Raw genomic sequence first — 13,610 nt, forward strand, 5'->3', positions numbered from 1 at the left:
CCGTTCTCTCGCCAGCTGCCTCTACCACTACCGGATTCCCGGCGAGCCATGCCGTGGCTGACGGCTGCGCGCTTAAAAACTTCCTGTGAATTCGCATGTCGCAATCAGGAGGGCGTGATCGAAACAATGAACAAGGTCGGCAACGACATGGTGTGTACATGTTTTGTACAAATAGGCGATACATTGACGGCCGCTCGCGACTTGCATTGGCACCATCTGGGTGCATCTCGGGGGTTAGCATCAACATTTCGAAACTGAAATGTTGTTTTATTCGATTCCTTGGGGATTGATCGCCCCAGTTCATTGTGCAAAGGTTGTACACAGATTGACTCAACGACAGTCGCAACCAAGCGAGGGACAGGACATGGCACAGGCAATCGTCAACGACAGCATTACCCAGGTCGATCCCGCCAAGGTGGACGAGCTGGCCGCCGCCCCGGCCGAGACCGAGGTCAACCCTCGCCAGGGGCACAAGTCCGGTGGGTCCGAATCTTCCGAGTTCGCGCGCAACTTCAACGTGAGCGATTCCGAGGCCCCCGATCCGGTTCGCCTGTATCTCAAGGACGTCGAGACCGAGCGCCTGCTGACACCGGCCGAGGAGGTGGATTTAGCCCGCCGTGCCCAGGCGGGCGAGGAGTGGGCGCGGCAGAAGATGATCGTCTGCAACCTCCGCCTGGTGATCAAGCTTGCTCGTCGCTACATCAACCGCGGTCTTGACCTGCTCGACCTGATCGAGGAGGGCAACCTCGGTCTGATGCGGGCGGTGGAGAAGTTCGATCCCGAGCGCGGATTCCGGTTCTCCACCTACGCGACCTGGTGGATCCGTCAGACCATCGAGCGCGCCCTGATGAACCAGGCGCGCACCGTGCGCCTGCCGGTGCACGTGGTCAAGGAGGTGCATTCGTACAACCGGGCCGCACGCAAGATCGCCCAGAACCAGAATGGCGACGTCCGTCCCGAGCAGATTGCCGAGCATCTGGACAAGCCGGTCAAGGACGTGCTCAAGGTGATGTCCTACAACGAGCGTGAATCCTCGTTCGACAGCCCGCTCAAGGGTGATGGAGAGTTCTCGCTGCTGGACATGGTCCCGGACGAGAACAGCCAGCTGCCCGAGGACGAGCTGCAGGACGACGGCGTCATGCAGCTGCTCGACCGCCTGATCGACAAGCTCGAGGGCAAGCAGCGCGAGGTGCTGATGCGCCGTTATGGGCTGCGCGGTCATGAGCCGGCTACGCTCGAGCAGGTCGGCAGGCTACTCGGCTGCACCCGCGAACGGGTCCGCCAGATCCAGCTCGAGGCAGTGCGTCGTCTCAAGCAGTTCGCCGCCAGCGAAGGAGTGACGGCTGACGTCATCTTCAGCGAGTGATTCCCGCTCGCCCCTGATCCCTGCGGTGCCCGGTAACCCTGGTTGCCACTGACCGCCCCTGCCTATTGGGTAGTGGGCGGTCTTTTTGTGGCGCGCGGCGGGTTCGGTGATTGCATCATTTCAGGTGAATAGATGTGCTGGCTAATAGTTGGACGTGAGTGGTGGCGCTGGCAAAATGCGGCTTCATGCCGACCGAATCCGGTTGGTGAGGCAATCGAGGGCTCCCGCATGACCGATACGAAAACGGAATTCGACATCTGCGCCGAGGATCGAGTGCCGGTGTTGCTGCATCGCGTCGATCAGCTATGGCGCCAGCTGCTCGATCATGAGCTCGCCCACCACGGGCTGAGCCAGGCCAAATGGCGCACCATGGCCATCCTGTCGCTGTACCCGGAAGGGCTGATCCAGTCGGAACTGGCCGAGGAACTCGGCATCGAGGGGCCGTCACTGGTGGCGATGATCGACCGGCTGTCGCGTGACGAATGGGTCGAGCGGGTGCAATGCGGCACGGATCGTCGTTGCAAGATCATCCGCCTGACCGAGCGGGCCCTGCCGCTGATCGACGAGATCCGGGCCAGCGCGGAGAAGCTCTATGCCCGTACCTTCGCGGAGGTCGACGTGCCGGGGGTGGGCATCCCGGACGTCGAGCGGTTCTTCATCGCCCTGCGTGATCGCCTGTTCGACAACCTGCCGGAGAAGAAGCGCCAGCAGCGCCGACGCAACCTCGCTCGGGTGGCTTCCGAAGGCTGAGTGCCTTCCTGATGCGTCCGCCGGACGCATGATCGGCCATCCAGAAAACACCCCCGGTCATGGATCGAGCCATGCCGGGGGTGTTTTGAATTCGTGCCGGGTCTTCACGTGAGATCAGGCAGCGCCCCCGTTGTCTTCCTGCTGTTGGCGGGCGCGTTGCATCAGGAACTCGGCGAGCAGCGGTACCGGTCGCCCGGTCGCGCCCTTGGCATCGCCGGTCTTCCATGCCGTGCCGGCGATATCGAGATGTGCCCAGTGGTGTTCCTTGACGAAACGCGACAGGAAGGCCGCCGCGGTGATGCTGCCGCCCTCGCGTCCGCCGATGTTGGCCATGTCGGCGAAGTTGCTCTTCAACTGGTCCTGGTACTCGTCCCACAAGGGCAGTTGCCAGGCGCGGTCGTTGGCCACCTCGCCGGCACGCAGCAGTTCCTTTGCCAGGGCATCGTGGTTGGACAACAGCCCGCTGGGGTGGCGGCCCAGCGCGATGATGCAGGCCCCGGTGAGAGTGGCAATGTCGACGATCGCCGCCGGCTTGTAGCGCGCTGCGTAGGTCAGGGCGTCACAGAGAATCAGGCGCCCCTCGGCATCGGTGTTGAGTACCTCGATGGTCTGCCCCGACATGCTGCGGATCACATCGCCGGGCTTCAATGCCGCGCCGTCGGGCATGTTCTCGACCGTGGGCACGAGGCCGACCACATTGATCGGCAGCTGCATCTCGGCGACTGCCGACATGACGCCGATGGTCGCGGCCGCGCCGCCCATGTCGAATTTCATCTGGTCCATGTCCGGGCCGGGCTTGAGCGAGATCCCGCCGGTGTCGAAGGTCACACCCTTGCCGACCAGCACGATCGGCGGAGTGTCGGCATCCGCGCCCATGTGTTCCATCACGATCATCTTCGGTGGCTCGCTGCTGCCCTTGGCCACCGCGAGCAGGGCGTTCATGCCCAGCGATTCCATTCGCGAGGCATCGAGCACCTCCACCGACAGGTGCAGGTGGGTCTCGGTCATCTTGCGGGCGTACTCGGCCATGGTCGTGGGCGTGAGCAGGTTGCCCGGCATGTTGGCCAGGTTCTTGGCCATGCGCATGCCGTTGCTGATGGCGGTGGCCTCGCGGACGTAGCGTTCGGCCTCCATCAGCTCACGTCGAGTCGGCAGGATGAAGGTGACCTTGCGCAGCGGACGCCGCGGGCCCAGGTCCCGGTCGGTCTTGAGCTCGTCGAAGCGGTACAGGGCATCGTCGATGGCCACGATGCTCTGGCGCAGCACCTGCTCCATGCTGATGCCGCGGACGTCGATCTCGGACAGGTGGCTGACGCATTCGGCCGTGCCGCGGTGATGGAGTGCCTCCACGGCCGCCCGGGTCGCCTTCACCAGCCCGCGGGTGTCCAGCTCGCGTTCCTTGCCCAAACCGACCAGCAGGACCCGGTCGGCCTGGATGTTGGGGACACCGTGCAGAAGCAGGGTGTCGCCCAGTTCACCGTCCATGTCGCCGCGGCGAGTGATGGCCGTGATGAAGCCGTCACTGACCTGGTCGATCGTCTCGGCCGCGGTCGTCAGGCGGCGGGATTCGAACACGCCGACGATCAGGCAGGCGGTGCGTTGCTTTTCCGGGGCGCCACTCTTTACGGAGAATTCGAGCACGATATTTTTCCTCGTTCTTGGTCAGCGTTCGCGGGGCTTGCGGCATGACGGCAGGTGTCCGGCCCGCCGCGGGGCGGCGGGCGGTTTACCGAGGCAGTCTAGCAAAAAGCTGGCGGCCGCCCGCGGGGCTCGGTGGTTCGCGCCGCCCCTGCTAGGATTTCCCTTTTACCCATGCGGTCGAGGCAAGCGGTCCTGCTTGCGCGACCGGTCCGTAACCGCTGCGCCAGGGTGCCACGATGACTGATCCTTCCGAAAAGAAACCCGCCAATCCCCCCGAGGAAGAGTTCGAGCCGGGTATCGGTGACCCCTATCGCTTCGAGGCGCCATCGCGCCAGCCCGGCTTTGCGCGGATATCGAAGGCGATGCTGATCGTCGGCGCGATCCTGTCGACCGTCGGGGTGGTGGGTGGCCTTGGACCGATCGTCTTCACCAGCGAGGAAGACAAGCGCCAGTTCATGAATCTGTTGATGCTCGCACCGGCTGGCGTGATCCTGATGTTCGCCGGGATCACCGGCTGGGTCATCGCCGGCGGGCGCTGATCGACCGAAGCCGATTCGCTCACGCCAGACGAAAAAAACCCCGGGCTTGCCGGGGTTTTGTCGTTTGGGGCCGACCGGCGGTGCCGGTCGGCGGGCTCTGGATCAGGAGGCGCGCGGGACGCGGACGTCCTCGACCAGCTCCTGGATCTCCGCCGGCGGCGGGGTGGTCATCTTCGCGACGATGATCGCCACGATGAAGTTCACGCCCGCGCCGATGGCACCGAACGAGGTCGGATTGATGCCGAACAGCCAGTTCTCGGCGTTGTCCGGCAGCATGTTGGTGCCCGGGATGAAGAACCAGCCCTTGTACCAGAAGATGTACAGCAGGGTGATGGTCAGCCCGGCCAGCATGCCGGCGATGGCACCCTGCTTGTTCATGCGCTTGGAGAAGATGCCCATCATCAGCGCCGGGAACAGGGAACTCGCCGCGAGACCGAAGGCCAGTGCCACGACCTGGGCGGCGAAGCCCGGCGGGTTCAGGCCCAGGTAGCCGGCAACGACGATCGCCACCGTCATCGCGATCCGACCGGCCATCAGCTCGCCCTTCTCGGAGATGTCCGGTTTGATCACGCCCTTCAAGAGGTCATGCGAGATCGCCGAGGAAATCGCAAGCAGGAGGCCTGCGGCGGTCGACAGGGCGGCCGCGATACCACCGGCGGCGATCAGGGCGATGACCCAGTTCGGCAGGTTGGCGATTTCCGGGTTGGCCAACACCATGATGTCGCGGTCGACGGTCAGCTCGTTGCCTTCCCAGCCGTACTCTTCCTCCGCCATGGCGGCGAAGTCTTCGTTGGCGTCGTTGTAGTACTGGATGCGGCCGTCGCCGTTCTTGTCTTCCCAGGACAGCAGGCCGGTGGTCTCCCAGCTCTTGAACCACTCCGGACGCTCGGCGTAGAGCAGGTTGCCGTCCTCGGCGCCGATCTGGTCGGTGTCCTGCACGGTCTTCAACGTGTTCCACATGGCCATCGCGCCGACAGCCGGGGCGGTGGTGTAGAGGATCGCGATGAACAGCAGGGTCCAGCCGGCGGACTTGCGGGCGTCACGCACGCGCGGGACGGTGAAGAAGCGCACCAGGACGTGTGGCAGACCGGCGGTACCGATCATCAGTGCCAGCGTCAGCAGGAAGGTGTTCATCAGGTCCGGCGTGGCGGTGTACTCGGCAAAGCCCAGATCGACCAGGACCATGTCCAGCTTCTGCAGCAGGTACTGATTGGAACCGTCGGCCAGTTCGGCGCCGGTGCCCGTTTGTGGCAGGAAGTGGCCGGTCAGCTGCAGTGAGATGAATACGGCCGGCACGGTGTAGGCGAAGATCATGATCACGTACTGCGCGATCTGCGTGTAGGTGATGCCCTTCATGCCGCCGAGAACCGCGTAGACGAACACGATGCCCATGCCCGCAAACAGGCCGACTTCCACTGAGGTCTCGAGGAAGCGCGAGAAGGCCACGCCGACGCCCTTCATCTGACCGATGACGTAGGTCAGCGAGATGACCAGCAGGGCGATGACGGCGATGACGCGCGCGGTGTTCGAGTAGAAGCGGTCACCGATGAATTCCGGCACCGTGAACTTGCCGAACTTGCGCAGGTACGGAGCGAGCAGCATCGCCAGCAGCACGTAGCCGCCGGTCCAGCCCATGAGATACGCCGAGGCCGAATAGCCGTTGAAGGCGATCAGGCCAGCCATCGAGATGAACGACGCGGCGGACATCCAGTCGGCGGCGGTGGCCATGCCGTTGGCGACGGGGTTGATCCCCTTGCCGGCGACGTAGAACTCGCTGGTGGTGCCCGCCCGGGCGACGATCGCGAGAACGAAGTAAAGCAAGAAGGTGGCGCCAACCACCAGGTAGATCAGTGTCTGAAGATCCATGTGTCTTGGGCTCCTGCGTTATTTAGTCTTCGGCGACGCCGAATTTCTTGTCGATGGCGTTCATGCGCCAGGCGTAGAAGAAGATCAGCACCACGAAGGTGAAGATCGAGCCTTGCTGCGCGAACCAGAAGCCCAGCGGGTAACCGCCCAGCGAGAACTGGTTGAGCGTATCGACCAGCAGGATGCCGAATACGTAGGACACCAGGAACCAGACGACCAGACAGCCGAACAGTACCTTCAGGTTGGCGCGCCAGTAATCGGCGCGATTGGAACGTTGCTCCATAAGTGGCTCCTCGAGTTTCGGTTGAATCCGAACGTTTTATGTCTTCCTTTCAGGGAACGCCTGCACGAATGCGATCTCGCTCTGGCTCGTCGTGCCGTTCGTGATCAAGGCGCGCAGAGCGGTATCGGATTGGTGCAGGCCTTCCCAGCCAGCCAGGCCCCGGGCGTGGCGGCGCAACGGCACGCACCATGCCTGGACCCCGGCGCACGCTAAGCCTACTGGAACCGCGGGTCAAAAGGGAACCTCAGTTTTCGTGATGGGGCATAGGCAAACCCGGTGCCGTTGGGGCGGGTGACGCTGGCCCGGCCGTCCCCGGCGCGATGCGGGTTGGCGGTCGTTGCCAACGGGCCGAGGAGTGACGGCCCGCTCCGGGGCGTGGGCGTTAGAGCTGGTAGGCAATCTCGAGGTGCCGTTGGAGCTTGCGGGCGATGCGGAAGGATTCCTTGAGAAGTCGCTGGGTCAGCCCGTCGAGTCGGTCCGGATCGATCAGGTTGTCGGGGGACTCGCCGCGCTGGATCTGTCCGTACTGGTGGCGCAGTCGTAGTCGCTGGATGAAGTCGTAGGCCGCGGTCAGGTCGTCGGCCGGCAGGGCGCGCTCGGGCACCAGGGCCAGACGCTGGTCGGTGCGCGTGGCCCCCGCGCCCTGAGCCAGCGCCTCGATCCGGGCGGCGTCGACGAACGGCGTGGCCCCATCGAGCTTGATGTCGATCCCCCGCTGGCTGCCACGCGTGCGGGTGCGAAAGCCGCCGAACAGGGTCAGCGGCGGCTGGTTTCGCAGGGCGTTGGCGGCAAGCTGGCGGCGGAAGCGGCTGTTCTTCCGTGCCGGTTCGCGCCAGGCGCTCGTCCATCGCTCGAACAACGGGTCGCTGCCGGACAGGCCGCGTGCGTCGAAGAAGATGGTCGCCTTGAGCAGGTGTTCGGGCGTGCCCTGGTCGATCCAGCCGCGAAAGCGCTTGCCCCATTCGTCGAGCGAGAGGCACAGGTCCGGATTCCCGGCCATGATATTGCCCGGGCATAGCGGGTAGCCCAGCTCGTCGAGCGCCTCGTTGACGCGGCGGGCCAGCGGCAGCAGGTGACCGCGGGCGTCCTGCGGATCGATAGGCCCGGCGAAGACCAGTCCGTTGTCCTGGTCGGTCGCCAGGGTCTGCTCCGAGCGGGCCTCGCTGCCGAAGGTGAGCCAGCACCATTCCAGCTCGGCCGGCAGGGGCGCATCCTCGAAGGTCAACCCGATAACCCGCCGGGTGATCGCGTCGTTTATCCCGGACACGATGCGGCTGATCGGGGCGAACCCCGATCCGGATTCGAGCAGCGCACCGACGATGCCGGGTACCTCCTGGCGGATGCCTGCCAGCGCCTCGACGTCGCGGGCGCGGCTGATCCGCTGGTGCAACAGGCCCGGGGTCATGGCATTCACCCGGTAGAGCGCGCCCTCGTCGAGCACGCCCAGCGGCTCGTCGTGGCCCGTTTCGGTCACCAGCAGGTGATGAAAGCCGTGTTCGGCCAGGCTCACCGCCGCCTCGAGCACCGAAGTGTCCGCGTCGATGCCGACCGGGTCGCGGGTGGCGATCTCGGCAAGCGTGGTTTCCACCGGCCGGTTCAGGCCGCGGAAGGCCAGGTCGCGCAGCGTGGCGATACCGAAGCCGTCGGGTAGGCGTACCAGCATGGCCTCGCCGCCGTGGGATTCGAGTGCGCGCGCCGCCTCGGCAAGCGGGGTGTCGCCTTCGAGCACCAGCGTGCGGGCGTCCATCCGGGCGCGAATCGGCGTGCTCGGGTCGAGCAGAGCGCCCGATCCCCCGGCGCCACCGTCAATTTCCTCGGCCACCGGCCCGCGGGTCAGCAGGTGGCCGATCCGACGGGTGCAGAAATCGTCGAAGGCCTCGCTCTCGCGCCGCAGCGCCTCGAAGGCAGCCTTGGGCAGCGCCACGGCCTGCCCCGGCTCGGCGACCACCTGGCGGGTGCTGACTGGCCGGCGCTCCATTAGCGCCCCCAGGGGAAAGCTGTCACCACGTCCCAGCGACCAGACCGGGTGGCCGTCGGAGCCGTCGACCAGGCCGTCCACCCGGCCGGAAAGCAGCACGAAAAACGTGTCGGGCGGCCCCATGCGCGGCTCGAGCAGCACTTCGCCCTGCGCGAGGCGACGGATGCGTGCCGCGGGGATCGACCGGCTCAGGATCTCCGGGTCGATGCGGTCGAACGGCGCGATCTCGCGCAAGGCAGCGAGGGCCTCGCGGGTGGCTTCGGTCGGATCGGGATCGCCCATGGTGACTCCGGGGGTGGTTGGACGGCTATGCTCGAACGGGCATGAATGTCACAACCATAGCGGAGGTTTTGCCATGAGGGGAGTGTCGATTGGCCGCCTGCTGGCGCCGGCATTGATTCTGTGCAGCAGCGCGGTGGCGGCGGAGAACGCCGATGGCGCCGGCGACGTGGTCACCAGCGACCGGATCGGGATGGGGCTGGCCGCGGCCATCGCCGAGGAGGCGGTGGCCGCCTGCACGGAGAACGGCTACGCGGTCACCGCGGTGGTGGTCGACCCGTCGGGCGATCCGCAGGTGATGATGCGCGCTACCCATGCCCCGCGGTTCACTCGCCAGATCGCCACGGACAAGGCCCGGGCCGTGATCCTGGCCGGGATCGATTCGGGGGCGTTTCGCGCCAACCGCGAGGACATCCGGATGGAGATGAACCACGTCGACGGCATCCTCGTGCTCGACGGGGCGGTGGCGATCGAATCGGCCGGTTCGACCATCGGTGCGCTGGGGGTCAGTGGTGCCCCGGGTGGGGACAAGGATGCCGACTGCGCCCGGGAGGCGCTCGAGGTGCACTACGACCGCTTGCAACTGCGTTGACGAGGCCGGTCGACGTCAGCCGTCGATGGGGCAGGGGAACTCGCCGCGCTCGATCTGTACCGTGGCGTGGTCGATGCCGAAGCGCTCCCGGAGGTCGTTCTGCAGCTCGCGCAGGAACGTGTCGCCCTCGACGGGCGGCTCGGGCATGACCAGGTGCACGCTCAGGGCCGTCTGACGCGTGGACAGGGCCCAGACGTGCAGGTGGTGGTAGTCGGTCACGCCGGGCATGGCGGCGAGATGCCGCCCGACCTGGTCGAGATCGACCTCTTCCGGCACCCCGTGCATGACCAGTTGCAGCGAGCGGCGCACGAGACCGAGCGCCGGGACCAGGATGACCAGGCTGACGAGAATGCTCAGCAGCGGATCGACCAGCGCGAATCCGGTGAGCAGCACGATCAGGCCGGAGATGGCGACGGCAACCGAGACGGCCGCGTCGGCGGCCATGTGCAGGAAGGCGCCGCGCAGGTTGAGGTCATGCTTCTGTCCCGAGAGCAGCAGCCAGGCGGTGGCGGTGTTGACCACCACGCCGGCCAGCGCCACCCCGATGACGAGCGCCCCGTGCACCGCCGGCGGGTCGGCCAGCCGCATGCCCGCCTCCCACAGGATCCACAGCGAGACCAGTGCCAGCGTCACGCCGTTGATCAATGCGGCGAGCAGGGTGCTGCTGCCCAATCCGTAGCTGAACTGGCGCGAGGCGACGCGGCGGGTCAGGCGGTTGGCACCCCAGGCCAGCACCAGCCCCAGCACGTCGCCAAGGTTGTGCGCCGCGTCGGCCAGCAGGGCCATCGAGTGCCCGAGCACTCCGGCCACCGCCTCGACGATGACGAAGGCCAGGTTGAGAACAATGCCGATCCCCAGCGCCCGGCCGGCGGCATCGGTGGCATCGTGGTGGTGATGGGCGTGCATGGCTGAACCTTAGCAGGCGGCCGTGCCGTCGGGCAGAGCGGCCCGTGACGGGGTTGTCTGAAGAGGCCAGAAGTCAGAGATGAGAGGTCAGATCACGCGGCTCGAGGTCGAACGCGAAAAGCGGGTAGGGCCTCGCCTCGCCGGCAGACCCTCCACAGACGAAGCGCAGCCATTGTGGGAGCTTGCCCTGCAAGCGAAACGCGCCAACGGCGCGTGTTCCGGCGTCGGTCGGCAGGGTGGTTGGTGGGAACGGGGCGGCCGCGGACGCGGCCTTCGCGGGCGTGGCTCGCTTGTTCGGAGGCATAGAATCTCCCACAGAGAGCAGTGGCGCCGTCGTCACCTGGTAGCTCGAAGGGCGCTTGAAGCACGCCTTCGGCAGGGGTGGTTTAGTGCAGCAGGCCGAACATCTTGCGGCGGTACTGGCGGGTGAGCGGGTGTTCGGCACCGAGCAGCTCGAACAGGTCGATCAGGCCGCGCCGGCCGGCATCGTCGTTGTAGGAACGGTCGCGCAGCATCATCTGGTAATACTGCTCCATCGCCTCCTCGATGTCGTTGCGCATGGCGAGCTTGGCGGCCAGCGCCTCGCGGGCCTCGCAATCCTTCGGGTCTTTCTCGATGCGGGCGCGCAGCTCGTCCTCGGGCGGGCCGGACTGGGCCGATCGCGCCATGCCGATACGGGCCTTGAACGACTTGACGTCGTCGCGCGTGGCTGCGTCGACCGGCAGTGATTCGAGGATTTCCCAGGCCTGGTCGAGGTCGCCCTGCTCGGCGATCACGTCGGCGATGTCGAGCAGCACCTCGACGTTGCCCGGCTCCTGCTGGTTGGCCTGCTTGAGCATGTCCAGGGCCTGCTCGATGGCCCCGGCAGCACGCACCTGCTGGGCCTCGCGGCGCAGCTTGTCGATCTCGGAGAGCACGTGGCGACCGATGAACTCGCGAATCTGCCCCTCGGGCAACGCGCCCTGGAACTGATCGACCGGACGCCCGCCGACGAACATCATGACCGTGGGCAGGCTGCGCACGCCGAACTGCTGGGCGAGTTCCTGCTCGGCCTCGGTGTCGATCTTGGCCAGTTTCACCTGGCCGTCCATGCCCTCGACGATCTGCGAGAGAAGCGGCATCAACTGGCGGCAGGGGCCGCACCATTCCGCCCAGAAGTCGACCAGCACCGGTGTCTCCCGGGAGGCTTCCACCACCTGGTCGTGGAATGTCTGGGCGGTGACGGAATAGACGTGCGCGCTGTCGCTCATGGTCGGATGATCCTCGTGGGTGTTGGTTCGGCTGCGCCTCGACATGGTGGTGGCCGGGCGGATTTTCAAGAGAGGGTCTGCATGGTTGGGGCGTGGCCGAGCCCGGGTGGGCCTCATCGGCCACCGCGCCGGTGTCAGGCCCCGGGCGGGCGTGTACACTTTGCGGCGGGCCGCGACGGCCGGCTCCCAGCGCCGCGCCGGTGATCCAGTGGGCCCCCGCGGCACCGACAATCTTAGGGAATGCACGGTTGATCTATGGCTGAACGATCCGATTACACCGCCGGCTCGATCGAGGTGCTCACCGGCCTCGATCCGGTCAGGAAGCGCCCGGGCATGTACACCGATACCACCCGGCCCAACCACCTGGCCCAGGAGGTGATCGACAACAGCGTCGACGAGGCGATCAGCGGCCACGCGAGCGCGATCGACGTGGTCGTCCACGAGGACGGCGCGCTGACGGTCTCCGACGACGGGCGCGGCATGCCGGTGGACATCCATCCCGAGCACGGTATCTCCGGGGTGGAGCTGATCCTCACCCGCCTGCACGCCGGCGGCAAGTTTTCCGACAAGTCCTACCAGTTCTCCGGCGGCCTGCACGGCGTGGGCGTGTCGGTGGTCAATGCGCTCTCCGACCGGCTGGTCGTGGATATCAAGCGCGACGGCAAGCTGCACCGGATCGAGTTCGCCCACGGCGAGGTCACCCGGCCCCTGGAGGTGATCGACACGGTCGGCAAGCGCAACACCGGCACCACGCTGACCTTCTGGCCGGATATCAGCTACTTCGACCAGCCACGCTTCAACATGGCCCGCCTGCGTCACGTGCTGCGCGCCAAGGCCGTGCTCTGCCCGGGGCTCAAGGTCAGCCTCACCGACCAGGCCTCGGGCGAGCGCGAGGACTGGTGCTACGCCGACGGGCTGCGCGACTACCTGCTCGAGAGCGTGGCCGACCAGGAGGTGCTTCCCGCCGAGGGATTCGTCGGCCACATGAAGGCACCCGACGGCGGGCGCGCGCAGGAAGTCGCCTGGGCGGTGGTCTGGGCGACCGAGCCGGGCGAGGGGCTCACCGAAAGCTACGTCAACCTGATCCCTACCCTGCAGGGCGGCACGCACGTCAACGGCCTGCGCCAGGGGCTGACAGAGGCGATCCGCGAGTTCTGCGAGTTCCGCAGCCTCTTGCCCCGCGGCGTGCGCCTCTCGCCGGAGGATGTCTTCGACCGGGTGCGCTTCGTGCTCTCGGCCAAGCTGCACGACCCGCAGTTCGCCGGCCAGACCAAGGAACGCCTGTCCTCGCGCGAATCGGCGACCTTCATCAGCGGCGTGGTCAAGGACGCGCTGTCGCTGTACCTCAACCAGCATCCCGACATCGGCGAGCGGATCGCCGCGATCGCGATCGAGTCGGCGCAGAGCCGCATCAGGAGCGAGAAGAAGGTCGCCCGCAAGCGCGTGACCAGCGGCCCGGCGCTGCCCGGAAAGCTGGCCGATTGCGCCTCCACCGACCTCTCGCGCACCGAGCTGTTCCTGGTGGAGGGCGATTCGGCCGGCGGCTCGGCCAAGCAGGCCCGCGACCGCGACTTCCAGGCGATCATGCCCCTGCGCGGCAAGATCCTGAACACCTGGGAGACCGACCCCGGCCAGGTGCTGGCAAGCCAGGAAGTGCACGATATCGCCGTGGCTCTCGGCCTCGAGCCGGGCTCGAACGATCTCTCCAAGCTGCGCTACGGCAAGGTCTGCATCCTGGCTGACGCCGACTCGGACGGCCTGCACATCGCCACCTTGCTCTCGGCCCTGTTCCTGCGTCACTTCCCGGCGCTGGTGGATGCCGGGCATGTCTTCGTGGCCATGCCGCCGCTGTACCGCGTCGACATGGGCAAGGAGACCTTCTACGCGCTGGACGAGCACGAACGCGACGGCATCATCGATCGCCTCGAGGCGGAAAAGCGTCGCGGCAAGATCCAGGTGACCCGCTTCAAGGGCCTGGGCGAGATGAACCCGGTGCAGCTGCGCGAATCGACCCTTGCCCCGGCCACGCGCCGGCTGGTGCAGCTCAAGGTGGAGGGTGACGACACCATCGAGGTCTTCGACATGCTGCTGGCCAAGAAGCGCGCCGCCGACCGGCGCGCCTGGCTGGAACGCAACGGCGATCTCGCCGAGGTGGTATAG

At 66.4% G+C, this 13,610-nt stretch carries 11 protein-coding genes; 5 read left to right on the top strand and 6 right to left on the bottom strand.

The window, feature by feature from the left end:
• Positions 1 to 364: 364 nt before the first annotated feature.
• Together rpoS and ACLFRM_RS00010 are read left to right on the top strand one after the other, a co-directional pair.
• A complete protein-coding gene (rpoS, locus tag ACLFRM_RS00005) occupies positions 365 to 1,366 on the top strand; it encodes an RNA polymerase sigma factor RpoS (RefSeq protein WP_410753476.1) in 1,002 nt (333 codons plus the stop codon).
• A 228-nt stretch (positions 1,367 to 1,594) separates the two neighbouring features.
• Positions 1,595 to 2,116 carry a MarR family winged helix-turn-helix transcriptional regulator gene (locus ACLFRM_RS00010; RefSeq protein ID WP_410753478.1) on the top strand — a complete coding sequence of 174 codons (522 nt, stop codon included), beginning with the start codon at positions 1,595 to 1,597 and terminating at the stop codon, positions 2,114 to 2,116.
• A gap of 114 nt (positions 2,117 to 2,230) precedes the next feature.
• Here the strand turns inward: ACLFRM_RS00010 and ACLFRM_RS00015 are convergent, their stop codons facing one another.
• The gene (locus ACLFRM_RS00015) at positions 2,231 to 3,757 is read right to left on the bottom strand and encodes a leucyl aminopeptidase (RefSeq protein ID WP_410753480.1); all 1,527 of its coding nucleotides are present in this window, start codon (positions 3,755 to 3,757) and stop codon (positions 2,231 to 2,233) included.
• A gap of 236 nt (positions 3,758 to 3,993) precedes the next feature.
• Between ACLFRM_RS00015 and ACLFRM_RS00020 the strand changes: the two genes are divergently transcribed.
• Positions 3,994 to 4,296 carry a hypothetical protein gene (locus ACLFRM_RS00020; protein WP_410753481.1) on the top strand — a complete coding sequence of 101 codons (303 nt, stop codon included), beginning with the start codon at positions 3,994 to 3,996 and terminating at the stop codon, positions 4,294 to 4,296.
• A gap of 102 nt (positions 4,297 to 4,398) precedes the next feature.
• On the opposite strand, the gene ACLFRM_RS00025 is transcribed toward ACLFRM_RS00020, so the two are convergent.
• From ACLFRM_RS00025 to ACLFRM_RS00035, 3 genes are all read right to left on the bottom strand, one after another.
• Positions 4,399 to 6,162, bottom strand: a complete 1,764-nt coding sequence (locus tag ACLFRM_RS00025; protein ID WP_410753482.1) for a sodium:solute symporter family protein — start codon at positions 6,160 to 6,162, stop codon at positions 4,399 to 4,401.
• A 22-nt stretch (positions 6,163 to 6,184) separates the two neighbouring features.
• Complete coding sequence (locus ACLFRM_RS00030; RefSeq protein WP_410753484.1) at positions 6,185 to 6,445, bottom strand: DUF4212 domain-containing protein; 261 nt, start codon at positions 6,443 to 6,445, stop codon at positions 6,185 to 6,187.
• A 382-nt stretch (positions 6,446 to 6,827) separates the two neighbouring features.
• On the bottom strand, positions 6,828 to 8,705 hold the full coding sequence (locus ACLFRM_RS00035) for a DUF294 nucleotidyltransferase-like domain-containing protein (protein WP_410753486.1): 1,878 nt from the start codon (positions 8,703 to 8,705) through the stop codon (positions 6,828 to 6,830).
• Positions 8,706 to 8,778: 73 nt separating this feature from the next.
• Here ACLFRM_RS00035 and ACLFRM_RS00040 point away from each other — a divergent pair, with 73 nt between their 5' ends.
• A complete protein-coding gene (locus ACLFRM_RS00040; protein WP_410753488.1) occupies positions 8,779 to 9,294 on the top strand; it encodes a GlcG/HbpS family heme-binding protein in 516 nt (171 codons plus the stop codon).
• Between the two features lie 15 nt (positions 9,295 to 9,309).
• On the opposite strand, the gene ACLFRM_RS00045 is transcribed toward ACLFRM_RS00040, so the two are convergent.
• Positions 9,310 to 10,200: a cation diffusion facilitator family transporter gene (locus ACLFRM_RS00045; protein ID WP_410753489.1), complete on the bottom strand. Its 891-nt coding sequence runs from the start codon at positions 10,198 to 10,200 to the stop codon at positions 9,310 to 9,312.
• Between the two features lie 386 nt (positions 10,201 to 10,586).
• A complete protein-coding gene (gene trxA / locus ACLFRM_RS00050; RefSeq protein WP_410753491.1) occupies positions 10,587 to 11,450 on the bottom strand; it encodes a thioredoxin in 864 nt (287 codons plus the stop codon).
• Between the two features lie 255 nt (positions 11,451 to 11,705).
• On the opposite strand from trxA, the gene parE reads away from it, so the two are divergent.
• Positions 11,706 to 13,610 carry a DNA topoisomerase IV subunit B gene (gene parE, locus ACLFRM_RS00055; protein WP_410753493.1) on the top strand — a complete coding sequence of 635 codons (1,905 nt, stop codon included), beginning with the start codon at positions 11,706 to 11,708 and terminating at the stop codon, positions 13,608 to 13,610.

This window comes from Guyparkeria sp. (assembly GCF_046540515.1).
Classification (GTDB): Bacteria; Pseudomonadota; Gammaproteobacteria; order Halothiobacillales; family Halothiobacillaceae; genus Guyparkeria.